At 71.8% G+C, this 23,267-nt stretch carries 24 protein-coding genes and 1 pseudogene; 11 read left to right on the top strand and 14 right to left on the bottom strand.

What is annotated here, in order from left to right; all coding sequences use genetic code 11:
* The first annotated feature begins 180 nt into the window (after positions 1 to 180).
* A complete protein-coding gene (locus ABD296_RS15165; RefSeq protein ID WP_344266798.1) occupies positions 181 to 1,158 on the top strand; it encodes an asparaginase in 978 nt (325 codons plus the stop codon).
* Positions 1,159 to 1,827: 669 nt separating this feature from the next.
* Here the strand turns inward: ABD296_RS15165 and ABD296_RS15160 are convergent.
* The 5 genes from ABD296_RS15160 to ABD296_RS15140 all read right to left on the bottom strand — a co-directional run bounded on the left by ABD296_RS15160 (position 1,828) and on the right by ABD296_RS15140 (position 6,809).
* Positions 1,828 to 2,265 (bottom strand): hypothetical protein, encoded by a 438-nt coding sequence (locus ABD296_RS15160; RefSeq protein ID WP_344266795.1) that lies wholly within the window; start codon positions 2,263 to 2,265, stop codon positions 1,828 to 1,830.
* Between the two features lie 26 nt (positions 2,266 to 2,291).
* Entirely contained in the window at positions 2,292 to 3,521 is a 1,230-nt protein-coding gene (locus ABD296_RS15155; protein ID WP_344266792.1) for a CynX/NimT family MFS transporter, read from the bottom strand.
* Positions 3,518 to 4,240 carry a FadR/GntR family transcriptional regulator gene (locus ABD296_RS15150; protein ID WP_344266789.1) on the bottom strand — a complete coding sequence of 241 codons (723 nt, stop codon included), beginning with the start codon at positions 4,238 to 4,240 and terminating at the stop codon, positions 3,518 to 3,520. The genes ABD296_RS15155 and ABD296_RS15150 overlap by 4 nt, the downstream gene beginning before the upstream one ends.
* Positions 4,241 to 4,520: 280 nt before the next feature.
* A complete protein-coding gene (locus tag ABD296_RS15145; RefSeq protein ID WP_344266786.1) occupies positions 4,521 to 4,937 on the bottom strand; it encodes a hypothetical protein in 417 nt (138 codons plus the stop codon).
* A gap of 135 nt (positions 4,938 to 5,072) precedes the next feature.
* Complete coding sequence (locus ABD296_RS15140) at positions 5,073 to 6,809, bottom strand: DUF2207 domain-containing protein (RefSeq protein WP_344266783.1); 1,737 nt, start codon at positions 6,807 to 6,809, stop codon at positions 5,073 to 5,075.
* Positions 6,810 to 6,887: 78 nt separating this feature from the next.
* Here ABD296_RS15140 and ABD296_RS15135 point away from each other — a divergent pair, with 78 nt between their 5' ends.
* Entirely contained in the window at positions 6,888 to 7,850 is a 963-nt protein-coding gene (locus ABD296_RS15135) for a neutral zinc metallopeptidase (protein ID WP_344266780.1), read from the top strand.
* A gap of 82 nt (positions 7,851 to 7,932) precedes the next feature.
* Positions 7,933 to 8,229 carry a YiaA/YiaB family inner membrane protein gene (locus ABD296_RS15130; protein ID WP_344266777.1) on the top strand — a complete coding sequence of 99 codons (297 nt, stop codon included), beginning with the start codon at positions 7,933 to 7,935 and terminating at the stop codon, positions 8,227 to 8,229.
* A gap of 77 nt (positions 8,230 to 8,306) precedes the next feature.
* On the opposite strand, the gene ABD296_RS15125 is transcribed toward ABD296_RS15130, so the two are convergent.
* Together ABD296_RS15125 and ABD296_RS15120 are read right to left on the bottom strand one after the other, a co-directional pair.
* On the bottom strand, positions 8,307 to 8,543 hold the full coding sequence (locus ABD296_RS15125; RefSeq protein ID WP_344266774.1) for a DUF397 domain-containing protein: 237 nt from the start codon (positions 8,541 to 8,543) through the stop codon (positions 8,307 to 8,309).
* Between the two features lie 184 nt (positions 8,544 to 8,727).
* Positions 8,728 to 10,371: a helix-turn-helix domain-containing protein gene (locus ABD296_RS15120; protein WP_344266771.1), complete on the bottom strand. Its 1,644-nt coding sequence runs from the start codon at positions 10,369 to 10,371 to the stop codon at positions 8,728 to 8,730.
* Between the two features lie 859 nt (positions 10,372 to 11,230).
* On the opposite strand from ABD296_RS15120, the gene ABD296_RS15115 reads away from it, so the two are divergent.
* The 3 genes from ABD296_RS15115 (at position 11,231) to ABD296_RS15105 (ending at position 12,633) form a co-directional block, all read left to right on the top strand.
* Complete coding sequence (locus ABD296_RS15115; RefSeq protein ID WP_344266768.1) at positions 11,231 to 11,638, top strand: helix-turn-helix domain-containing protein; 408 nt, start codon at positions 11,231 to 11,233, stop codon at positions 11,636 to 11,638.
* Entirely contained in the window at positions 11,635 to 12,084 is a 450-nt protein-coding gene (locus ABD296_RS15110; RefSeq protein ID WP_344266765.1) for a hypothetical protein, read from the top strand. The genes ABD296_RS15115 and ABD296_RS15110 overlap by 4 nt, the downstream gene beginning before the upstream one ends.
* A 183-nt stretch (positions 12,085 to 12,267) precedes the next feature.
* Entirely contained in the window at positions 12,268 to 12,633 is a 366-nt protein-coding gene (locus ABD296_RS15105) for a DUF2516 family protein (RefSeq protein ID WP_344266762.1), read from the top strand.
* A gap of 79 nt (positions 12,634 to 12,712) precedes the next feature.
* Here the strand turns inward: ABD296_RS15105 and ABD296_RS15100 are convergent, their stop codons facing one another.
* The gene (locus tag ABD296_RS15100; RefSeq protein ID WP_344266759.1) at positions 12,713 to 13,348 is read right to left on the bottom strand and encodes a TetR family transcriptional regulator; all 636 of its coding nucleotides are present in this window, start codon (positions 13,346 to 13,348) and stop codon (positions 12,713 to 12,715) included.
* Between the two features lie 71 nt (positions 13,349 to 13,419).
* On the opposite strand from ABD296_RS15100, the gene ABD296_RS15095 reads away from it, so the two are divergent.
* Complete coding sequence (locus ABD296_RS15095; protein WP_344266756.1) at positions 13,420 to 15,765, top strand: MMPL family transporter; 2,346 nt, start codon at positions 13,420 to 13,422, stop codon at positions 15,763 to 15,765.
* A gap of 62 nt (positions 15,766 to 15,827) precedes the next feature.
* Positions 15,828 to 16,307, top strand: coding sequence for a VOC family protein (locus ABD296_RS15090; RefSeq protein WP_344266753.1), 480 nt, complete (start codon positions 15,828 to 15,830; stop codon positions 16,305 to 16,307).
* Between the two features lie 104 nt (positions 16,308 to 16,411).
* On the opposite strand, the gene ABD296_RS15085 is transcribed toward ABD296_RS15090, so the two are convergent.
* Positions 16,412 to 17,632, bottom strand: a complete 1,221-nt coding sequence (locus tag ABD296_RS15085; RefSeq protein WP_344266750.1) for an MFS transporter — start codon at positions 17,630 to 17,632, stop codon at positions 16,412 to 16,414.
* A 64-nt stretch (positions 17,633 to 17,696) separates the two neighbouring features.
* Between ABD296_RS15085 and ABD296_RS15080 the strand changes: the two genes are divergently transcribed.
* Positions 17,697 to 18,110, top strand: a complete 414-nt coding sequence (locus ABD296_RS15080) for a MerR family transcriptional regulator (RefSeq protein WP_344266745.1) — start codon at positions 17,697 to 17,699, stop codon at positions 18,108 to 18,110.
* An 81-nt stretch (positions 18,111 to 18,191) separates the two neighbouring features.
* Here the strand turns inward: ABD296_RS15080 and ABD296_RS15075 are convergent, their stop codons facing one another.
* On the bottom strand, positions 18,192 to 18,785 hold the full coding sequence (locus ABD296_RS15075; protein WP_344266743.1) for a hypothetical protein: 594 nt from the start codon (positions 18,783 to 18,785) through the stop codon (positions 18,192 to 18,194).
* A 24-nt stretch (positions 18,786 to 18,809) separates the two neighbouring features.
* On the opposite strand from ABD296_RS15075, the pseudogene ABD296_RS15070 reads away from it, so the two are divergent.
* Positions 18,810 to 18,920 (top strand): annotated as a pseudogene (locus tag ABD296_RS15070) (DNA alkylation repair protein); the annotation flags it as partial.
* Here ABD296_RS15070 and ABD296_RS15065 read toward each other — a convergent pair.
* Positions 18,889 to 19,695, bottom strand: a complete 807-nt coding sequence (locus tag ABD296_RS15065) for a class I SAM-dependent methyltransferase (RefSeq protein WP_344266741.1) — start codon at positions 19,693 to 19,695, stop codon at positions 18,889 to 18,891. The pseudogene ABD296_RS15070 and the gene ABD296_RS15065 overlap by 32 nt on opposite strands.
* Positions 19,696 to 19,780: 85 nt before the next feature.
* Positions 19,781 to 20,293, bottom strand: coding sequence for a MarR family winged helix-turn-helix transcriptional regulator (locus ABD296_RS15060; RefSeq protein WP_344266739.1), 513 nt, complete (start codon positions 20,291 to 20,293; stop codon positions 19,781 to 19,783).
* A 117-nt stretch (positions 20,294 to 20,410) separates the two neighbouring features.
* Between ABD296_RS15060 and ABD296_RS15055 the strand changes: the two genes are divergently transcribed.
* Positions 20,411 to 21,220 carry an oxidoreductase gene (locus tag ABD296_RS15055; RefSeq protein ID WP_344266737.1) on the top strand — a complete coding sequence of 270 codons (810 nt, stop codon included), beginning with the start codon at positions 20,411 to 20,413 and terminating at the stop codon, positions 21,218 to 21,220.
* 346 nt (positions 21,221 to 21,566) lie between these two features.
* Here ABD296_RS15055 and ABD296_RS15045 read toward each other — a convergent pair whose 3' ends face one another.
* Complete coding sequence (locus tag ABD296_RS15045; protein WP_344266735.1) at positions 21,567 to 22,637, bottom strand: RNA polymerase subunit sigma-70; 1,071 nt, start codon at positions 22,635 to 22,637, stop codon at positions 21,567 to 21,569.
* On the bottom strand, positions 22,588 to 23,169 hold the full coding sequence (locus tag ABD296_RS15040; protein ID WP_344266733.1) for a TIGR03086 family metal-binding protein: 582 nt from the start codon (positions 23,167 to 23,169) through the stop codon (positions 22,588 to 22,590). Before ABD296_RS15040 ends, ABD296_RS15045 begins: the two co-directional genes overlap by 50 nt.
* Positions 23,170 to 23,267: the final 98 nt, after the last annotated feature.

The following is a 23,267-nucleotide window of genomic DNA, read 5'->3' as shown; positions in this document are numbered from 1 at the left end:
CACCATTCGGACGGACGGTTCCGGCGTGCGCCGGGCCGTCCGTCCCGCCGCGCGCGGGCCAGGAGGCCCGGCGGCGGTTATCCACAGAATGCAGTTCGGGTTCACTTCGGTGCGGTGGGTAATCGAGCATGGAGACCCGCGGGCCCGGCGGCCCGCGTTCACCGACGACAGGGGGGCGCAGTGGAGATCAATCCCGTACTCGTGGAGGTCGAGCGGTCCGGGTTCGTGGAGTCGCGGCACCGCGGCGCCGCGATCGGGCTCGACGCCGACGGCGCGGCGGCGGTGCGCGCGGGCGCACCGGAGGAGCCGATCTTCCCGCGCTCGGCGAACAAGCCGATGCAGGCCGTCGCGATGCTGCGGTCCGGCCTCGACCTCGACGGCGAGCTGCTCGCGCTCGCCGCGGGCAGCCACTCCGGCGAGGACTTCCACGTCGAGGGCGTGGAGAAGATCCTCGCCGGGGCCGGCCTCGGCGCCGCCGACCTGCGCTGCCCCGAGCAGTGGCCGCTGGACCAGGCGGCGCAGCAGGAGGTCGCCCGGTCGAACGGCGGCCCGTCCCGGATGCGGATGAACTGCTCCGGCAAGCACGCCGCCATGCTCGCCACCTGCGTCGCCGCCGGATGGCCCACCGAGACCTACCTCGACCCGGAGCACCCGCTCCAGGCCGCCGTCCGCACCGCCGTCGAGGAACTCGCGGGCGAACCGGTCACGGCCACCGGTATCGACGGCTGCGGCGCGCCCCTGTTCGCCGTGTCGGCGGCCGGCGTCGCCCGCGCGTTCCGCGCCCTCGTCCTCGCTGGGCCCGGCACCCCCGAACGCCGCGTCGCCGACGCGATGCGCGCCCACCCGCAATGGACGTCCGGCACCCGCCGCGAGGAACGCCAGCTCATGGACGCCGTGCCGGGCCTCCTCGTCAAGTGCGGAGCCGAAGGCGTCGACGCCTTCGCCTTCAGCGACGGCCGCGCGGGGGCCGTCAAGATCGACGACGGCGCCATGCGGGCCCGCACACCGGTGACGGTCGCCCTGATCCGAGCCCTCGGCATCGACCAGACCGCCGCCCCCGGCGCCCTGGACGACCTGGCAACCGTCCCCCTACACGGCGGCGAGACCACCGTAGGCACCATCCGCCCAGCCCCCACCGCCTTCACCCCACCCACCTAACCGCACCCACCCCCAACGCACCCGGGCAGCACCGTGGCCCCCACGACCCCGCACCCACCCGCGAGCCCGCACGCGCGGCATCCAGGCAGCACCCCAGGCAGCCGGAGGCCGTGTGACGTCCACGTCTACGCGGCCGTCAGCACGCGGGGCGTCCGGGCGGCACCCGGCGAGCGCTGGGGGTCGCGCGACGACTCGCGTCCACCCGCCGACGCCCGGCTCCTGTTGGCTGCCCGGGCGTTACCCGCGCGGTGCTGGGGCTCGTGCGGCGCCTGCCCGCGTCCGTGCGGCGCTCCAGGTGGCGCCGGGGGCCGCGCAGTGCCTAGGTGTAGTGACCTTCAGCGTTGTTGACGCGGCTGGACGCTCTATGAGGTGTCCGGCGGCACTCAGGTGGTGGAGGGGCGTGTGATGTCCATGCCCTCTGGAGGCCTGCCCGGGCTTTAGAGGGCGCGCCGGGCGGCCCCGGTAGCACTCCTGGCCGGGGGTGGGTGGCTGGCCAGCGGCGGTTCGGCGTGTGGGCTGACCGGCGGCGGGTGGGTGTGTGGGGTGGGCGGCGCCAGGTGGGTGTGGGGGATGGTCGGAGGTTGGGTGGGGGGTCGGGCGATGGGGGTGGCGTGCGCGGGCCCCGGCCTTGGTGGTCGGGGCCCGCGGGAGAGAGGGTGTTGCCGGGGGTCAGGCGTTGTGCTTGGGGCGCTTCAGGGACTCGACCTCGTTCTTCAGGGTCTGGGCGTCCTTGACGATCTTGGCGCGCTCCTTGAGCGTCTTGTTGGCCAGGCCCTTCGCGGTGGAGACGCGGGGTTCACGGCCCGGCTGCGGGTTCTCGTACTGGAACTCCTCCTCCTGCTCGGCGGTCGGAGGGTAGCTGTGCGAGAACATGCCGGGACGGTAGTAGTACAGCCCGCCCTGCTCCATGCCGCGGTGGTTCGTCTGGTCGTTGCGGCGCTCCGGATGGATCCTCCTGGACGACGCGGCGACCGTGACCCAGAGCCACCCCAGCAGCGCCACCGTGCCGAGCACCGGAATGATCCAGGCCCAGAAGATCGGTCCAATGGGATCGGTGTTGGCGTAGGCCGTGGCGAGCATCCCGTCCACCTCCCGATGGTCGGTCATTGCGGAGACGGTTATGGGTGTGTCCCTTAATTCGCGGCATTAACCTCATGCGCCCGGATCGGGGCCGGCGAGCCGAGCGTCCGGTTGCGTCCGGCGGGCAGGCCGGGCACGGCGAGGAGCGCGCAGATGGCGAGGACGGCGGCCATCGGAACGCTCCAGCCACCGGTGGCGTCGTGCAGCGCGCCGATGGCCAGGGGGCCGAGGGCCGCGATGACGTAGCCGACGCCCTGCGCCATTCCGGACAGCTGCGCCGCGATCCCGGCGTCGTGCGCGCGCAGCCCGATGAACGACAGCGCGGTGGCGAACCCGAGACCTTGGCCGATGCCGAGGACGACCGCCCACAGCCACACCGACGAGATCGGCGCCCAGGTGACGCCGGCGAACCCGATGAGGGTCAGCGTGCAGGTCAGGACCACCAGCGGGCGCTGGTCGCGCATCCGCCGCTCCAGCAGGGGGACGCCCAGCGAGCCGACCGCCTGGATCGCCGCGGTCAGTGCCAGGACGTAGCCGGAGGAGGTGTCGCTCAGCCCGCGGTCCTGGCAGATCGTCGGGAGCCAGCCGAGTACCACGTACGCCAGCAGCGACTGGAGGCCCATGAAGACCGTCACCTGCCAGGCCAGACCGGCGCGCCACACCACTGCCGCTGCGGCGCGCGCGGGAGGCGCCGACGGGGCCGAGCGCGCGGCGCGGGCCGCCCGCAGCGCCTTCGGCAGCCAGATCAGGCCCGCGATGGCCGCCGGGACGGCCAGCAGCCCGAGCGGCAGCCGCCACGAGGAACCGAAGGCGTACTCGACCGGCACGGCCAGCCCGGACGAGATCGACGCGCCGCCGCTGACCGCGAGCGTGTACACGGCGGTGACCGTGGTGATCGAGTTCGGGTGGTCGCGCTTGATGATGGACGGCATCGCGATGTTGCCGATGCTGATCGCGACGCCCGCGACCAGCGACCCGGCGAACAGCGGGAACGGCGCGTCCACCAGCCGCAGCAGCAGCCCGAGGATCAGCAGGCCCATCGCGGCGACCAGCAGGGACTCGCTGCGCGGCGCGCGGCGCAGGAAGGGGGCGACCAGGCCGTAGGAGCCGAAGAACACCAGCGGCAGCGTGGTGAGCGCCCCCGCGGCCGTCCCGGACAGGTGGAAGGCGTCCTGGATCTCCGTCAGGACCGGTCCCACCGCGGAGATCGCCGGACGCAGGTTGACCGCGACCAGGACGATCAGCAGCACCGATCCGATCAGCCCGGTCCGCCGCGCCGTCACCGGTCCTCCCCGCCGTCGGACGCGCGGCCGACGAGGGTCTCCAGGACGGCGAGGGTCGGCTCGACGACCGCGGCGGCGGCCCGCGCGGCGGCGTCCGGGTCGGCGGCGGCGATCGCGTCCAGCACGTCCCGGTGCCTGGCCGGACCGGCCTCCGGGACCTCGTGGTCGAGCCGGACGGCGCGCATCGCCTCGCCGAGCCGGACGATGAAGAACCGCATCGCCTCGATCAGCACCGGGTTGCGGGTGGCCTCGGCGACGCCGAGGTGGAAGCGCGCGTCCGCGGCGCCGAACTCGGCGGCGCCGTGCTCGTCCGCGCCGGTGGCCGCGTCGCGGGCGCGCAGCAGCTCCTCCAGCCGCTCCAGGTCCGCCGGGGTCCGCCGCCGCGCCGCCAGCCGCGCCGCCTGCACGTCGTAGGCGAGCTGGACCTCGAAGACGTCCCGTGCCGTCGCGTGCGCCACCCCGCCCAGCAGCGGCCGCGGGTCGGCGCTGCTGCGCACGTAGGTGCCGTCACCGCGCCGCACTTCCAGCACGCCGCAGTGCGACAGCGCCCGGATGGCCTCCCGCACGGCCGGCCGGCTCACGCCGAGCTGCGCGGCCAGGTCCAGCTCGCCGGGGATGCGCTCGCCCACCGGCCACGAACCGCCGCTGACCTCGTGCTGCAACTGGTCGAGTACGGCGTCGACGGTCGAGCCGCTCGGGACGGGACTCAGCGCCACCATGACCTCCCTCTGTAAGATGTCAGACATCTTACGAAACGCCCGAAACGCCCATCCAGCCGGGGCAATCCGACGAGGAAGCCGTACCGGCGGCACCCTTGCAAGGCGGCCCCGCCGGGGGCAGGGGGTTGTGGGGAGCAGGTGACGCGGGCCCGCGGCGGTCGCTGGGAGGGGGGTCGGCGGCCGCCGCGGGCTCGGACAACGCCCGCCGTACCGGGATGAGGGGGATGGATGCCGTTCCGGCAGGCGTCGCGCTCGGCGCGGGAAGGTCAGGCGGTTCCGCTCACTTGACCTGGCGGATGTTCCCCGCGTGCCGATTGTGGATCCAGCGGAGCGGGGCGAACTTGTGCCAGGTCGCGGAGACGCGGGCGTTCGCCGCGCGTTCCCGTTCGGCGTCGTCGCGGGCGGCGGCCTCGCGGCGCGCGGCCTCCTCGCGCTCGGCCTCCAGGCGGGCGAGTTCCCGTGTGGCGGGGGTGGACGCCGGGTCGCGCCGGGTGCGCTGCGACGGGCTGCCGCGCACGACGCCGCCGGTCACGTCACCGCCGCGATGCGGCATCTGCGGGTCCCTGCCCTTGGGATGCTCGCGCTCCTTGGACGCCAGGATCGTGAGGAACAGCCAGCCGGCGATCGCCAGGAAGATCACGACCGGTCCGATGGTGTACAGGTAGATGTCCCCGATGTGGACGGAACTGCCGAGCATGGTGGCGACACCTCCTCACCCCAGGCCGGTACCCGCCGTCCGGGTTTCAACCGTTCGGGCGCGCGAGAGCCTCGTCACCCGCCGTGGAACCGGCGTGAGACGGCGCCGTCGGCGGGAACGCGTGCCGGGGCGGCGTCAGAGGCCTCGGGACTGGGAGATGGAGCCGGATGTGGCGAGGGTGAAGGTGCGCATCGACTCGGCGAAGTTGGACAGGTCCCATTCGGCGGGGCCCTCGTACCAGTAGAGGTTGTCGGCGCCTTCGGCGCGCTCGCCCGCGTCCTTGACCGTCTCCGCCCACTTCGGCACGACGCCGAAGACGACCGCGTACGGCAGGAAGCGGGAGAACAGGGCGATGCGCTGCCGGGAGGCGGTGGCGGCGCCGTCCGGGATGGTGCCGCGCTCCAGGAACGCGCGGAAGCCGATGGTGTGCGCGAGGACGGTGGAGCCGCGCGCGGTCTTGGCGGGCATGTACTGGCCGCCGTACGCGAGGGCGGCCCCCGCGATGATCAGGGCGAGGCCAGCGAGCGCCCATTCGGTGGTGAGGGCGAGCGCGATCGTGGCGGCGACGCCGAGGACGGTCAGCGCGATGCCGACCACCGTCCACCGCGACCGGACGGTGTCGGGCCGCCGCGCGAACCAGCCCTGCTTCACCACGTCCTCGTACATCGCCGCGCGCACCTGCGCGAGCTTCGTGGCGAACGTACCGCCCAGCTCCGACAGTTTCACCGCGTCGCGCGGCGCGCCGTCCCGGCCGGTCATCAGCGCGTCCAGCAGGATCCGCTCGTAGGGGAGCAGGTCGACGATGGGACGGTTCAGCCGGCGCAGCGTCCAGTCGAGGCGGCCGGTGCGGGCCCGGTCCTCCTCCTCGATCAGCAGGTAGCCGCGGACGGCGAGGTCGACGATCGTCGCGGTCACGTCGATCACGTCGGCCTGCTCGTCGATCAGGGTGCCGATCTGGCCGGGCCGCACCCCGTTCGGCGGCTCGAACTCGGCGCCGGCGACCGGCGCCTGGTCGCCCTCGGCGGCGTGCTTGCCGACGACCCGGGCGTCGCGCCCGCGCAGCAGGTAGAGGACGAGGACGCCGCCGCCGAGGACGACCAGCAGGCCGAGCAGGACGCCGCCGGTGACCGCGTTGACGGAGAACGCCGTCGCCACCGTGTGCCGCCGCTCGTAGAGCGGTTGGCCGCCGGTGGTGCCGGCCGGCAGCCCCGCGACGACCGTGAGGTACTCGCCGGGCAGCATCTCCCGCTGGGTGTAGATGCCCTGCGTGTGGGCGTGGTTGGTGTAGTACTGCGTGCAGCCGATCGTGCTCTGCAGCGGCCCCGCGAAGCAGTTGACGCTGCGGATCATCGCGGCGGCGTCGACGGTCGCGGTGGCCTCGTCGACCGGGACCCTCCAGCCGCCGGCGGCGGCCCAGCGCAGCTCCTCGGCGGCCCCGGCCGGCGCGATCGCGCCGCGCAGGTCGTACTCCAGGACGACCGTGTGCCGACCCGTCAGCTTGCCGCCGCCGGACACCTTGACCGTCGTGTCCGTCTCGCCGGTGGAGGTGGACACGCGCGTCGGGCCGCCGTCCGGGCTGGTGGCGCGCAGGGCGCCGAGCTCGTAGACGCGGTCCTGGGTGACGCTCTCGTGGCTGCGCGTCGGGAACGTCCGCTGGAATCCGGAGTGTCCGGTGAACTCGTAGACGATCGTCTCCTTGACCCGGATCACGCCGCCCTTGCCGGGGGCGAGGGCGACGTCGTCCTTCAGCACCCGCTCGGCGGCGGCCTGACCGGCCGGGGTAGCGGAACGCTCGTCCGCCGATGCGGATGCGGAGGCCGATGCGCAGGTCGCGAAGGGCAGCAGGGAACCGGCCGCCAGCGCGAACACCACCGGTCGCAAACGACACAACGCCGCAAGAGCAGACATGGCCGCAAATGGTAGCGGCTACGCGTGCGATGATTCTGCGCTATGGCAGGTCATTACCCCCCGTCGCCGCCGCCGGCGCCTCCGTACGGTCCGCCTGCCTACGGTCCGCCGCCGCAGTACCGGTACGTCCCGCCGCGCCGGCCGCCGCGCCGCAGCGCCGGCGGGACGATCGCGGGCATCGTCGGCGGGCTGACGGCGGTCGTCGTCCTCGGGATCCTCGGCTTCTCGCTGTTCGGCGGCGAGGGCGGCATCGGGAGCCACGTCCGTTCGGCGACGCCCCGGACGGCCACCCGTGCCACGGCCACCGACAACAAGCTCTACGCGACGGGCGCGCTGTCGCCGGTGCACTGCGCCCTGCCCCGCCTCGTGCCGGGCGCGGCGTCCATGCGGCGGTTCATGGACGTCCTGAGCGACTGCCTGGACGCGTCGTGGAGCAAGCAGTTCAAGAAGGCCGGGATGCGGTTCGACACCCCGAACCGGGTCTTCTGGCAGACGCCGGGGACGAGCCCGTGCGGCAGCTATCCCGCGCCGGGCGCGTCGGCGTTCTACTGCCCGGCGAACAACACCATGTACGTGGGGCTGACGAACGTGGTGGCGACGTCCGGCGGCGAGCCGCTGTCCCATTACGCGGTGTTCGCCCGGGTCATCGCGCACGAGTACGGCCACCACGTCCAGGACCGCGCGGGCATCCTCCTGTACGGGGACGCCGAGATGGAGAAGGGCGACAGCGCCATCCGCACCGAGGCGAGCCGCCGCATCGAGTTGCAGGCGCAGTGCTTCGCCGGCACGTTCCTCAGCGCGGAGCGCAGCACGCTGCCGATGACGCAGGCCCAGTACACGGCGATGATCATCGACGTACGGGGGCGCGGTGACGAGCGGCTGCCGCCCGACCAGCGCGACCACGGGTCCGGACGGCACTACGCGGGCTGGGTGATCACCGGCTTCAAGGGCCGGAACCTGTCGGTCTGCAACACCTGGACGGTCCCGCCCTCCGACGTCAGCTGAGTCCGCCGGGGGCGTATTACTCACGGGTAGTTGAGCATCGGTACTCATGCCCGGCGCCCGGCGCCGCCGCAGACTCGTGGGCATGACGAACTCCACACCGCCCGCGCAGGCGGGCACCACCGCGTTCTTCCTCCAGGCCGCCATCTCGTTCGCGGTCTCCAGCATCGCCGTCGCCGCCGGCGTCATCTACCTGCCGGTGAGCGCCTGGGTCCGCTCCTTCCTCGCGATCGGCCTGCTGTACGTGATCACCTCGACGTTCACGCTGGCCAAGTGCGTCCGCGACCGCCAGGAGAGCCAGGCCGTCACCAACCGGGTCGAGCAGGCCCGCCTCGACAAGCTGCTCGCCGAGCACGACCCGTACGCCACCCCGTCCCTGTGACCCGCCCGCCGGGTCGGGTGGCCGGTCCCGGCCTCCGCGCGGCATGCCGCGGAGGCCGGTCACGGGGTCGTCCGCGCTCAGCCGAGCGCGGGCGGGTCGTACGCCCCTTCCCTGATCCGCTCCATCAGCGCACGGCCCTGACCGGCCGTGATGACGAGCGTTCCGGCGTCCGGGGCCTTGCTGTCGCGGAACGCGATCAGGCCGCCGGCCGGCCGGCACGACTCGACGCATTCGTTGCCGTCCCGCGAGAAGCGGCTCTTACGCCATTCGAGCGTGTCCGAAATCTCTCTGTGAATTGCAGGTACCCTGCCCATACGAGTGGTCCTTCCTGGTCGATGTCCTCTTCCGGATGGGAATGCTCGTCACGGTGGGCGGCGTCCTGCTCCAATCAGGACGCCGCCCGCGGCAGGCCCCCGCAACCCGCCGGTTGCGGGGGCTCGTCGCTCTCACGGCCCGGTCCGGGCGGCGGGGCCCGCGCGGCGCGCGGATCGCCCATGCTCACCGCTGGTTCCGGGGATCGCCGGGCGGCGGCAGGATCGGCCGACCGGTGAACCAGCCGGGTGCCTCGGGTGTTGGGTCCCGGAGTATCTCGGTGAGGATTTCCAGGCTTCTCTCCGGCCGGTGAGCGATGATTCCGAGCGTGTTCAGCGCGTCCATATGCCCGACGGAGTCGGACGGTTCCGTCAGGTAGTCGATTCCGGTCAGCCCTTCGCGGCAGATGATGTCCGGCAGGGCGCCGTCGGTGAAGCGGAGCATGGTGATCTGGCCGCGGGACGCCCTGCGCGGCCGCGATGCCGAGGGCAGCACCTGCAGGGTCACGTTCGGCCACGTGCTCATGCTGATCAGGTGCGCGATCTGCTCCCGCCACACGCTCCGGGAGCCCAGAGGCCGCCGCAGCGCCCGCTCGTCCACGATGGCCCACAGCCTGCGGTCGCCGTTCGCGCCGAACCGCTTCTGCCGCGCCATCCGCAGGCGGACCAGTTGGTCGACGTCGTGCCTCCCCAGGTCCGGGCCGCTCCGGGCCGTGACGGCGCGGGCGTACCCCTCGGTCTGCAGGAGGCTCGGGACGAACCGCATCCCGCACATCCGGATCAGCGAGGAGGCCTCTTCGAGTCCCGAGTAGGCCCACAGCCAGGCGGTGGATTCGTCCTCGTGCCGGGTCCGCCGTCCCGGTGACGCGGCTCCCCGCGCCAGTTCGAGCAGCGAGCCGGTCAGCGACCCGTCCTCCACCCCGTAGAGGGTCAGGAGCGCGACGACGTCCTGCTCCCTCGGGCTGACCTGGCCGAGTTCCATGCGGCTGATCCTGGACGGGGAGGCGCCGATCGCGCTGCCGGCCTCCCGCGCGGACAGGGTGCGCGCCTCGCGGAGGCGGTGCAGGAACATACCGAGCAGGACGCGTTCGGGGAAGGTGGCGCCGGCCGCTTTCGCCACGGCGCGCTTCGCGCGGCCGTTCCCGCCAGAGTGATCGTCCCTCGCTCCGTCCGGCCGCCGGGAGCCGGGGGCGTGCAGCAGGCGGTCGCAGGCCAGGGCCCACAGGCGCATCTCACCGGCGTCGGCGTGGCAGAGCTCCACGATCCGCAGCACCTCGTGCGACCGCGGCACGCGATGCCCGTAGAAGAGACCGGCCACCTGCGCTCCCGACAGGATCGCGTACGCGTCGGCGCCCGGGGCCTCGGTGGAGAGCCGCGGCAGCCGGTGCGGTTCGATCCCGGCCCGCCTGCACAGCCGCTGGAGCATTCCCACCAACTCGTCCGGTGTCGTGGCCCGGAAGGGATCGTCGGTCTGGGGCGACGGGCCTGCCGCCCGCCGCTCGGTGGTGGCGGCCCTGGTCAGCTCCCGGACGGGGACGGGGTCGCCGGCCGCCCGCCCGTCCGCGTCCAGCAGGTCGGCCGTCGACCGCCATTGCCGGAGCCATGCGTCGACGTCGCCGCCGCATGCCATGACGTAGGCCCGCGTCACCTCCCAGCTCGGGAACCAGCGCCCGGAGGCGGCCTTGGCGAGCGTCGTGCGTCCGCAGTGGCAGACCGATTCCATGGTCCGGTAGCTCGGACCGCCGGCCTCGGTCCTCAACCGGCGCAGTGCGTGGGCGAACGCGGTGACGGGTCCGGCGGACGGGTCCATGGGGGTCTCGGGTCGCGGCATCGCCGCGGCCGGCTAGCGGGGGACCGCCGGTGCGTGCGGCGGACCCGCCGCACGCACCGGCGCGATCCGCCTCGCCGGCGGGGGGTTGCGCACGTTGTTCCGCTCCTTTCGAAAGCCGAATGGAATTCGGCTCGGTTCGGCGATCTCTTCGGCGGAGGGCGTGCGCGTCTCCGGCCATTGCTGTTATGGGGAGCCGCGGCACGCGTCGCGCGTGGTCATAAACTAGGTGTTTGTTCAACGCGTTGACTATCAGCGAGGCCCGAGCCGGATGTCAAGGGCCGGGTGTCCGCGACAGCCCTGGTCAACCGAACTGTCAAGCGGCGCGTGAGCGGACAACCCCTGGCCGCCGCAGAACCGGACAACCCTGTGCGCGGAACGTTCTTGCTGGCCATGGCATGGATGCCGTAGCGGAGGCCGTGGCGGTGGGTTGTGGACAACCCTCGGACGCACTTTTCTGGGCTCTTCCCGGGCGAGCCGTTTCTGACAGGCGCCGCGCCGGGATATCGAATAGATGCCTCCTCTATTCGACATGGAACGGCGATTGGCGCCCGGAGTCCCTTGTCGCCGCGATGGCTTCGATCATTCCCGGCGAACCTCTATGTCATCGTGTCGTCCGGTCCGGGGTCGATGCCCGCCGGTGGGCCCCGTGGGCGGCGAGCGCCGTTTCCGGCGCGGTTCGCCGACCGGGTGCCGATCGGCACGGGTGAACGGTTCGTCGTTGTCCGCGTGCTCGTTTCCCGGTCCCGCCCGAACCCGCATCGGCGGCTCCGGGGGGCGTGCCGGAGACTGTGAGGGGACTCACGGCCGAGTGCTAGCTGACGTGCTTGCAATTGCAAGCACGATGACGCAGGGTGGAGACATGGCAAGTTCGAAGGTCGGCTCGATCGGGGAGTACATCCGGGAGCAGCGGACGCGGGCGAAGATCTCGCTGCGCCAGCTCGCGGACGTCTCGGGGATCTCCAACCCGTACCTGAGCCAGATCGAGCGCGGGCTGCGCAAGCCGAGCGCCGAGATCCTGCAGCAGATCGCCAAGGGGCTGCGGATCTCCGCCGAGGCGCTGTACGTGCAGGCCGGAATCCTGGAGGAGCGCCAGGCCGACACCGACGTGCAGGCCGCCGTCCGGGCCGACCTCCTCCTCACGGAGCGCCAGAAGCAGGTGCTGCTCGACATCTACGAGTCGTTCCGCAAGGAGAACGAAGCCACCGGAGTGTTCGGACCGTCCGGGCACGACACCCCAGAGCAGGATGGAAAGGAAGAGGTCGGATGACGCTGGCCAGCAGTCTCCGCGAGAACAAGGCCGTCTACGCCGTGGCCGGCGCCGGCGACTTCGCGGTGGAGAAGATCCGCGAGGTCCCCGAGCAGGTGACCCGGTACCAGGGCAAGGCCCGCGAGGCCGCCACCAAGTACCAGGGCGAGGTGCGCGAGACCGTCGAGCGCTACCGCGGCGAGGTCCGCAAGACGGTGGACCGCTACCGCGACGAGGTCGACGCCAAGGACCTGCCGGGCGCCGCGGTCGCGTACGTGACCCACGTCGGCACCCGCACCGTCGAGTTCATCGACGAGCTCACCGAGCGCGGCAAGCGCGTCGTGCACCGCGAGGCGGCCGAGGTCGCCGCGATCGCCGAGGCGGACGCCGAGCCGGCCCCGAAGGCCCGCACCGCGCCGGCCAGGCGCACCGCGGCGCCGGCCCGCGCCAAGAAGAACGACGCCTGAGCAGCGGTTTCGTGAGCCCGGCCGGGAACACCCGGCCGGGCTCCGTCGTCTTCTCCTACGGGAGGTCTCCGGCCCGCGGAGTCCCGCGGATCCGGCCGCGGGGTGGACGGGCCGCATAGGGTTGGGACGCAACGTGCGCGACGCGAGGTCGCCGTCCGAGACGAGCGGGAGTGCTGATCACCGATGGCGGACTTCAGTGTGCTGGACTACTTCTTCTGGCTGCTGCTGATCATCGCGTTCGTGATGGAGGCGTGGGCCCTGATCGACTCGCTGACCGTGCCGCAGGGCGCGTACGCGGCGGCGAGCAAGCTGAGCAAGAAGCTGTGGATGATCATCACGATCGTCGCGGCCGTGGTCGGCGGCGCCTACGCGGCCGCGCCCGCCGCGCTCGGCGCGCATCCGATCGGGCTGCTGCTCGGCATCCTGCCGGTCGCCGCATTCATCGCCGCCGCCGTCTACCTGGCCGACGTCCGGCCCGCCGTCGCCCCCTTCCGGAAGCGCGGCGGCGGCCGGGGCAACACCAACATGGGCCCGTACGGCCCCTGGTGATCCGGCGGTCCGCCCGCAAGAAGCGTGAAATCAGGCCGGGCACCGGGAGCGGGCGCCTCCGCTCCCGGTGCCCGGCGTTCTAGGGGGACGCGGCGTCCCAGGGGCGGTTCAGCGCGTCTACGGACACCAGGCCGTTCTCCACGATGGTGACCGCGCGGTCGAGGGCCGTCCGCATCGACAGCGGGTCGTAGCCGTGGCGGCGGCAGTGCACGATGACCGCCTGCATCCCGCCCACCGCGACGCCCGCCGCCGCGACGGCGTCGATCTCGTCGATGCCGGGGCACAGGTCCCGCAGCAGGCCCTCGATCTTCTCTTGCGTGTCGGTAAGGCGCTGCAGCGCGCGCGCCTGCAGGCCGGGGCGTTCCAAGATGAGTGCTATCTGGACCGCGCCGTATTCGCCGTGCTCACTGACGATCGCCTCCAGGACGGCGACGACGCTGCGCCGGATCGTCTGCATGGGGGACTCGCCGGAGACGCGCGTGGCCAGCCGTTCGGCGACCTCGGCGAGCCGGTCGTCGACCTCGGCGAAGACGACGTCCTCCTTGCTCGGGAAGTAGCCGAAGAAGGTGCGGGGGGCCACGTCGGCGGCGGCGGCGATGTCGGCGATCGTCGTCTCCTCGTAGCCGCGCTCGGCGAACAGCCGCAGCGCCGCGGACGCGATCGCGTGCCGGGTGCGGCGCTTCTTGCGCTCCCGCAGGCCGGTCCGCTCGTCCATGTGACGGACGTTACCACGGCTGCAAAGTTGCATCTATTGCAAAAATGCACGAATGCTGTTTCTCTGCGTCCATGGCCGCATTCCTGGACGCACTGGGGCGTTTCTGCGTGCGTCAGCGGCGCACCGTCTTCGAGCTCTGGCTCGCGGTGATGCTCGGCGCCGGCGTCCTCGGCCTCGTGCACGGCGGCATGTTCGTCCAGCAGAGCAGCCTGCCCGGTACCGAGACGCAGCGGGCGGTCGACACCCTCGCGCGCGACTTCCCCGCCCAGACCGGGCCCACCGCGACCGTCGTGTTCCACCAGACGCCGCAGGCCAGCCCGGCGGACTGGCGCGTCGCGCTGACCATCGGCCGGTCGATCGACAACCTGGGCAAGCTCGACCGCGTCGCGTTCGTGCAGAACCCCTACGTCCCCGGCATGGGCGGGCTGAAGGACGACAAGGCCGTCGTCGTCCAGCTCAACTTCGCCGGCACGATGAGCGACCTCAGCGCGGGCGATCTCGACCGGCTCCGCGAAGCCGTCGAGCCCGCGCAGATGGCCGGATTGGACGTCAAGTTCGGCGGCATCGCCGCGATGATCCTCAACCAGCCGAAGAGCGGGCCGCAGGAGGCCGCCGGGATCGTGCTGGCCCTGCTGGTGCTGGTGCTGGCGTTCGGGTCGTTCCTCGCCGCCGGCATCCCGATCCTCGTGTCGCTGTGCGGGCTCGCCGTCGCCTACTCGCTGATCCACTTCGGCGCGTCGCTGTTCCAGGTGGCGCCGACCGCGCCGATGGTCGCCGCGATGCTCGGCCTCGGCGCCGGCATCGACTACGCGCTGTTCATCGTCACCCGCTACCGGCAGCAGCTCGCCGACGGCGACGACGTCGAGACGGCCGTCGGACGCGCGATGGCCCATTCCGGCCACGCCGTCGTGTTCGCTGGCGGGACGGTCGTGTTCGCGATCTGCGGGCTGTTCCTGTCCGGCATCGCGTTCGTCGGGCGGATCGGGCTCGCCTCCGCCATCGCCGTCGCGATCATGGTGGCGGCCGCGCTCACCCTGCTGCCCGCCGTGCTCGGCGCGCTCGGCCCGCGCATTGACCGGTACCGGCTGCCGCGCGTCCGCCCCGACCGCTCCTCCGCGCGCTGGATCGCGTGGGGCCGGCACGTCGACCGGCACGCCTGGCCGTACGCGATCGTCGCCACGCTCGTGCTGCTCGGGCTGGCCGTCCCCACCCTCAGCCTGCGGTTCGGCGTCATGGCCGACAGCATGTCCTCGAAGAAGCTGGAGGCGCGGCAGGCCTACGACATCGTCGCGCGGGAGTTCGGGGCCGGCCACTACAGCCCGTTCGTCGTCGTCGCGAAGGTGCCGGGCCCGGAGCGGACCGTCAAGAGCAAGCCGCCGGTCGTGAAGGGGCCGCAGGGCCTCAGCGGCCTCAGCGGCCCGCCGGCCGGGTCGGCGCCGTCCGCGGCGCCGTCCGCCGCGCCGCGCGTCAAGGGCGCCCCCGACCTCACCAAGAAGCCCGACAAGCAGGCCACGCTGATCGCGCAGGAGCTGGCGCAGCGCATCTCCGAGGTCCCTGGCGTGGTCTTCGTGGGGGAGCCCGTCGTCACCGGCACCACCGCGACCCTGACGGTCGTGCCGCGCGACGCCCCGCACGAGCAGTCGACCACGGACCTCGTCCACCGGCTCCGCGACACCACGATCCCCGCCGTCCGGGACGCGCACCCCGGCGCGCAGGTCTACCTCGGCGGCGAGAACCCCGCGATCATCGACATCGCCGACACGGTCGGGGCCCGGATGAAGACCGTCGTCGTCGCGGTCGTCGTCGTCGCGCTCCTGCTGCTGGTCATCGCGTTCCGCTCGATCGTCGTGCCGGTCAAGGCGGCGCTGATGAACCTGCTGTCGATCGGCGCGTCGTTCGGCGTCGTCACGGCCGTCTTCCAGTGGGGCTGGGGCGTCCGACTGCTCGGCGTCGACCAGGCCATCCCGATCATGGCGTTCGTGCCGCTGTTCATGTTCGCGCTGATCTTCGGGCTGTCCATGGACTACGAGGTGTTCCTGCTCTCGCGGATCAAGGAGGAGTACGAGCGGTCCGGCGACCCGCACGAGAGCGTGGTGCTCGGCATCGGCTCCACCGCCCGGCTGATCACGTCCGCCGCGCTCATCATGATCTTCGTGTTCGCCGGGTTCGTCCCGCAGCCGGACCCGACCATCAAGCTGATGGCGCTCGGCCTGGCCGTCGCGGTCGCGGTGGACGCCACGATCGTCCGGCTCGTCCTCGTCCCGGCGCTGATGAGCCTGCTCGGCCACGCCAACTGGTGGTGGCCCGGCCGGGGCCGTCCCGTCCCGCCGCCCCCGCCCTCCCCGGCGCCCGTGGCCGAGCAGCTCGAGCTCGAACCCCTTGCCTTGATCGGTAAGGAACGATCCGTCCCGCGATGAGTTCTGCCGCCGCCCCTGGTCTAACCGAGGACAAGCACCATCGACCGTCGGGAGCGGTGAACATGGGAAAGGTCAGCACGTGTCTGTGGTTCGACGGCCAGGCCGAGGAGGCCGCCGCGTTCTACACGTCCATCGTGAAGAACTCGCGCGTGATCGACACCGTGCCGTCCCCCGAGGGGGGCCCGGGCGAGCCGGGCTCGGCCATGCTCGTGCGGTTCGAGCTGGACGGGCAGCAGTTCGCGGGCCTCAACGGCGGCCCGCAGTTCACCTTCGACGAGGCGGTGTCCGTCCACATCCTCTGCGACTCCCAGGAGGAGATCGACGAGCTGTGGGGGAAGCTGACCGCCGACGGCGGTGAGGAGGGCCCGTGCGGGTGGCTGAAGGACAAGTACGGGCTGTCCTGGCAGGTCGACTCGCGGGCGCTGTTCGAGATGATCATCTCGCCCGACCAGAAGGCGGCGGCCAGGGCGACCAAGGCGATGTTCACCATGAAGAAGCTGGACGTCCAGGCGCTCCAGGACGCCTTCGACGGCAAGTCCTGACCGCGGCGAAGGCCGGGCGCCCCACCTGACGGGTGGCCTGCGCCCGGCCTGCACCGCGGTGCGGACGCCGGCGGGCCGGCGGATCCGCGAGAACCGATCACGGGTCACCCGGCCGTGCCCGGGCGCTCGGCCGGGAAGCCACGAACGCGGGCGCCCACGACGGCGATGAAGGTGGGCACGAGGAGCAGCAGAACGCTCCAGGGGAGGGACGTCGCGCCGAGCGCGTCGAGCAGGACGCCGCCGATGATCCCGCCCGCGGCCATGGCGACGTTCCACAAGGTCACCAGCATGGCCTGGGCTGCGTCGGCGCTGTCGCCTCCCGCGTCCGCGGCGGCGGTTTGCAGCAGGGTGGGCAGGCCGCCCCAGCCGAGGCCCCACAGCAGCGCCGCCAGGTAGACCGGAACGTCGCTGTGGGACGGAATGCCGAGCACGGCCGCGGCGGCGCCGACCAGCAGGACGCTGCTGATGGTGAGCGTGCGCAGCCGCCGGTCGATGTGGGCCCCGGTGAACCAGATGCTCACCAGGGAGGCGATCCCGAAGACCAGGAGGACCAGGTCGGTCGACCCGCCCATGCCGATGTGGTCGAGGAAAGTGGCGATGTAGGCGTAGATGACGGTGTGGGCCAGGACGAAGGCCAGAGTGACGAAGAGGACCGGTGCCACGCCCGGGACGGCGAGCGTCCGCAGCATCCGGGGCCTTTCCTGCGACCGCTGACCCGGGTAGTCCGGGACGGTCGCGGTGATCCAGCCGAGCAGGACGAGGGCGAGCCCCGTCATGGCCAGGAACGCCACCCGCCAGCCGAGCGCCTGGCCGGCGAAGGTGCCCGCGGGGACGCCCAGGGACAGGGCGACGGGGATGCCGGCCATCGCGACGGCGACCGCCTTGCCCTGGAGGTGGGCCGGCGCCATGCGGCGGGCGTAGCCGGCCAGCAGGGCCCAGGCGAGCCCGGCGGCCACGCCGGCGACGAACCGGGCAATCAGGGTCAGCGCGTAGTCGGACGAGACGGCCGTGACCGTGTTGGCCGCGGCGAATCCCGCCATGGCCGTCAGCAGCAGCCGCTTGCGGCGCCACCCCGCGGTGGCGGCGGTCAGTGGGATGGCGGTGAGGGCGGTGCCGGCGGCGTACACCGTCACCGCCTGCCCCGCCGCGGACTCGCCCACATGGAGGCTGCCGCTCATCTCGGGGAGGACGCCGGCGGGAAGCGTCTCGGTCAGGCTGGTGATGAAGACGGCGGTGGCCAGGGCCAGCAGCGCCGCCATCGGCAGGTTCTCGTTGCTGATCGGTGCCCGAAGATCGACGGGCCGATCGATGCTCTCGGTCGACATGGCAGGATGGTGAAACCTTCACATCGATGTGAAGGTCAAGCCGCTACTGTGTGAGGTGGGACATATGCGGATCGGACGGCTGTCCGAACTGACCGGCGTCTCTCCCCGGCTCCTGCGCTACTACGAGGAGCAGGGCCTCATCATCTCGGAGCGCTGCGCGAACGGCTACCGCGACTACGACGAGCGGAGCGTGGACCGCGTCCTGCAGATCCGCGGGCTGCTGGACGCCGGTCTGCCGACCCGCATCATCAAGCAGATCCTGCCGTGCCTCGACAAGCCCCGGCGCATCGTCTTCTCCGACGCCACACCGGAGATGATCGCGACCCTGGAGGGCGAACTCCAGCGCATGAGCCGGCGCATCGAATGCCTCGCCCGCAACCGGGACGCCATCGCCGAATACCTCGAAGAAGTCCGAGCCGCCGGCTCCGACCCCGAGGGACAACCCGACGCGATTCGGGTGCACGCGGCGTCCCGATGACCGACCAGAGCACGGCGCACCGAACCGCTGATGGGCTTCAGAGGCTCTCTTGAGCGCCCTTCGTCATGGCCTCGCTGGGGATCAGCGCGTCCAGGTGGCGGCGGGGCCGTCGCTGTAGGCGTCGCTCGACCAGGTGGCGCCGGTGACGGGGCTTCCCGGGGCGGCCAGTACGGGGGCGCAGGTGCGGTACGACTTGCCGGGCGGAAAGCTGTGCGTGTCCGGGTAACCGTCGCACTTGGAGAACCGGCCCATGACCGAGAGGCTCCTGGCCTGGCCGCCGTCCGCCAGGACGCCGCGCGGACCGTCCGGCATCGTCAGCGACAGGTCTGTCGTGCCCGCGTTCTTGATCACGGCGTGGATGTAGTACGGCACCATCTTCTTGGCGCCGCCGCTGAGGTCCAGGCCGGACAGGTCGGCGGCGCGGCCCTTGACGATGCCGGTCACGGTGATCTGCAGCTTGCCCTTCTTGTCGTTGTAGGCGAAGTCCATGACGGCGGGCTGCCCGAACTTCAGCGTCTTGTCCGCCTGCGGTGTGGCGGCGCTCGCGGAGGGCGAGGGCGAGGGCGAGGGCGAGGGCGTCCGGGCGGCCGAAAGCTTGGCGTCGGAGTCGTCACCTGACGACTCGCATCCGGCCAGGGCCGCGAGGGCGGCGACGCTGCGGGGCGCGGTTCTCATAACGGCTGATGAGTGTATTGGTTCGACATCGGCGAACGCCTGGAAGTGCTGAAGGACTATCCGACATCCCCCGGCTGCACGTCTCCGTTCGCACCCACCTGGATCACCGAGATGGTGCGCCGCGGCGAGCGGTGACCACCCAGGCGCGGGAGCCGAACCAGACGCCGTCGTCGCTCAGGTGCGCGGTGAGCGTCTCGCGCAGACGCCCGACCGCGCGCGCTTCGTCCGCCGCGTCCAGCCGCTTCACTATTTCGCTGGTGCACGCGAAGCGGCGGACCCAGTCGAGGGCCGCGTCCACGTCCGGGCCGTAGTAGACCGACTCGTCGACGTCGGTGAAGGTGATCTCGGTGAAGCCCGCGGCGTCCAGGATCCGCCGCACGGTCGCCGGGTCGCCGAGCGAGAACGCATCCGGTCCGGTGGAGGCCGCTCCCTCGAATCCTGCGATGGACTGGCGGATCTCGACGGCCCACTCGTTGCGGTCGTGGGGCTGCCAGACCAGCATCACCAGACGTCCGGCCGGACGCAGCGCCCGCCCGATGTTGGCGAACGCGGCGGCGGGGTCGTCGAAGAACATCGTCCCGAACCTGCTGATCGCCAGGTCGAAGCGCTCCTGCGGGAAGCGGTGGACCTCAGCGTTGGCCACCTCGAAGGTGACGTTGCGGAGCCCTTCGGCCCGGGCGGACTCGCGGGCACGCTCGATTGCGGGTGCGGAGACGTCCACCCCGAGCGCGTTGCCCTCGCGGGCTGCGCGCGCGGCCTCCCGCGTCGTCTGACCGGTCCCGCATCCGATATCGAGAACTACGTCCTGGAGCCGGACGCCACAGATCCGGCGCAGCACCTCGTTGTGCCGCCGCAGTTCGGCGTCGTAGCCGCTGGGGTCGAGCGAATGTTCACCGGTGGAACGTCGCATCACGGCTCCTTCGCTACGGTTCCGAGCTGCCCGAGCACTGCCGGCGGCCTCGCTGTGGCGGCCTCCAATATCCCCGTTCAAGGCGCTACGACGTCTTCCTGTCGAGGGAGGTCGGAGTGGCGCAGTGCTCGTTGCCGCCGGTCAGGTCGTCGCGCACCAGGACGAGAAGTTGCGTCAGCTGTGAGCGCTGAGCGTCGGACAGCGAACGGAAGAGGTCGTCTTCCACTTCCTGCTGCGCGGCTGCCGCCGCTTGCAGCCGCTGCCGTCCCGCCTCCGTCAGCACGACCAGGTGGCGGCGCCGGTCTCGGGGATCCCGCGTGCGCGTGACCAGCCCGTCGGTCTCCAAGGGGTTGAGCTGCGTGACGAGCACGCTGGCCGCGGTGTCGGTCTGCGCGGCCAGGTCGGTCTGCGCCGACGGGCCGTGATCGTGGAGCAGCCCGAGGATGTGGAACTGCCGTGGCGTGAGGCCGTGGGTGGTGTGCGCGTCCCTCAGGCGGCGCATGGCCTCGTGCCCCAGCAAGGCGAGCATGAGGCCGGGACTGTCGCGGTGTTCGTCGAGCAGCGCCGCGCCGGAGGCGGTCGAAGTAGCCGAGGTCACTGGTTCACTGTACTCCACTGAATCATGTAGGTTCCTAAACGATTGAGGCGTACAAATGGTCGAGCCGACTGCACGTCCTTCGACCTCCGCATCACCACCCTTCATCCGAGGAGCGCCATGTCCGCCATCCGTCCGCCCGTGCTGCTCCCCGATCCGAGTGCGGATCTGGGTCTGCACGGGGCGCGCGCCGTCGTCACCGGAGGAACCCGTGGCATCGGCGCCGCCACGGTGCGCCGTCTGACCGCGGCCGGCGCGCACGTGGTCGCCGTCGCCCGCAACCAGGCCGAAGTTCCCGCTGGAGTGCACCTGGTGACCGCCGACCTGAACACTCCCGGCGGGGTCGAGCACGCGGCGGCCGCGGCGTTCGATCTTCTGGGCGGCATCGACGTGCTCGTCGACAACGCCGGACGCAACATCCAGGTACCCGACGGCGTCCTCGCCGCGACCGACGAGGACTGGCTGGCCAACCTCGAAGCCAACCTGCTGTCCGCCGTCCGCCTCGACCGCGTCCTCGTCCCCCACATGACCGCACAGGGCCACGGGGCGGTCGTCCACGTGTCATCGAACGCCGCCCGCTACCCCCAGCCGAACGGCGCTCCCTACGCCGCCGCGAAGGCCGCCCTCAACGCCTACAGCAAGAGCCTCGCGCTCGCCTGCGGCCCGCACGGCGTGCGGGTCACCGCCGTCATGCCCGGAGTCATCGAGACCGACGCCGTGGAGGCGAGTCTGCGGCAGGCGGCCGAACGCACCGGCCGCGACCTGGACACCATCCGCAAGGAGTTCCACCAGCGCCTCGCCGCCCCGCTCGGCCGCCCCGGCCGCCCCGAGGAGGCCGCAGAGCTGATCGCCTTCCTTGCCTCCCCACGCGCCTCCTACCTCACCGGCATCACCATCTCGGTCGACGGGGGCATCCTCCCCACCCTCTGACGAACCGTCGAGGTCGGGACGGCGGCGCGGTCGGGACGGCCCCGTTCTGGGGACGTTGATGGCGTCCAGGACGGCGATGAACTGCGGGCTGTCGCCCCACTGGCAGGAGTGACGGCAACGGACAGGACCCGGCACCGGCCATCGGCGGACAGATGAATCTTGGTGGACGACCCGCCACGGGAGCGTCCCAGCGCCTCGCCTGCCGGGCCACCTCCTTCAGCAGCTCGACCAGCTCGCGCCACGGCGGCGTCGGCCGCTCCCACTCGGCATCGGTCAAGTCACCACGACCCATCAACCCACAGTGATTTAACCAACGCCCACCGTCAGCCGATCCAGGAAACAGGGCCTAGCCGGGAACGGCCGTCGGCGGGAAGCCGAAAGTGGCGACGAGGCTCGGTTCGTTGAACGAGAAGATATGACTGATGCCCGCTCCGGTGACGGTCAGCACCACTATTCCGTAAGCCTGGTACGTGCCGTTTCGGTCACGGGTGTAGGCGACCGCGGCGGGCTGCCCGTTGGCACTTGTCGGCAGCATGAGCCAATCACCGGGCGATCCCAGGACCCAGGTGCGGAGATAGGGCACGCAGGTCCTCTGGCCGGCGAACCAGGTCTTGAAGGGGGTCGCCTCCAAAGTGGCGTCCCGGCACAGCAGCCGTTCCAGGGCCGCCGCGTCGGAATTCTGGAAGGCCGCGATGTACTGGTCGAGAAACTCCTGTGCTTCCGGCTCGGTGGGCTGGGTCATCGCGTCGGCCGCGGGAGTTATTTGCCGGAGCCTGGCGCGGGCGCGTTGCAGCGTGCTCTTGACGGCCGCCGTGGTGGTGCCCAGCATGACGGCGACCTCGGCGGCCGGGAAGGACAGCACCTCCCGGAGCATGAGCACGGCCCGCTGCGCGCCGGACAGGTACTGCAGGCTGGCGACGAGCGCCAACCGCAGGTCCTCCCGCGCGACGACGACGGAGGCGGGATCGGCCGCGTCCGCGCTGAAGAGCACGTCGGGTGCCGGCTGAAGCCAGCCGACACCCGGCTCGGCCGGTACCGGGGCGGCCGCGGGGTCCGGTTCCGGACCGCCGAGGCCGGAAGGCAGCACACGCCTGCTGTGATGCGCCAGGGCGGTCAGGCAGGCGTTGGTGGCGATCTGGTAGAGCCACGTGCGCACCGACGACCGGCCCTCGAACGCGCCGTAGGAACGCCAGGCGCGCAGATATGCCTCCTGGACCACGTCTGTGGCATCGTCCACCGAGCCGAGCATGCGGTAGCAGTGCGCCAGCAGTTCCCGCCGGAACGGCTCGGTGTCCCTGACGAACGCCTCACTGTCGGGAACGACGGTTTCCCGGTCGGATCCGCCAGAGGTCAAAACCGTTCTCCGGTCATACGGAGCGGCCGAGGAAGGCGGCCAGCCGGTCGGCCGGACCCGCATTTCCAGGAGCCTCGACGATGGGCCCGAAAATGGCTTCTCCCTCCGGCCCCCGGTAGGCGTCGATGATGTCGGCCCGGGCCTGGACGAGGAGCTCGTCGGCGAGTTCGGGGTCAAGGTCGGTGTGGTGCCCGATGGCGCGGGCGAGGTCCCATCCATGGACGAACTGATCCCTGACGACCATGCCCATCAGGTCCGCACCGGAGAACTCACCGAACGCGAGCTCGATCGTCTTCTCCAGTACGCCTGCGGACCCGAAGGCCGCAAGCGCGACCTCGATGCAGTCGTCGTAACCGGCAAGGAAGTCGCCGGCCCCGAAGTCCTCGTCGGTGACGTCGTAGCCCGTACCCATGGCGGCGGAGGCGCCCCACCGGGCCGAGCCGACGAAATGGTTGATCAGAGCGCGCACGTCCCACGACGCGCACGGCGTCGCTGCGTCCAACTGGTCGCGTCCGACCTTGGCCAGCACGGCCCGCGTGCTGGCGAAGGCCCGGCTCAGCTGCCGGGTCGGCGCCGAATCCTGCTCACTCTCCACCGCTGACGATCCTCTCTCGCGATTCCTGCCGGACCAGGCCCCGCTCCCGCAGTCGCGGACGGCCCCTGGCTCACAACAGGTAGACCCTCCAGCATCGA

The sequence above is a fragment of the Actinomadura napierensis genome (assembly GCF_039529375.1).
Taxonomy (GTDB): domain Bacteria; phylum Actinomycetota; class Actinomycetes; order Streptosporangiales; family Streptosporangiaceae; genus Spirillospora; species Spirillospora napierensis.
The sequence above is the reverse complement of the archived record's forward strand: the minus strand, read 5'-3'. Positions and strand labels throughout refer to the sequence as shown.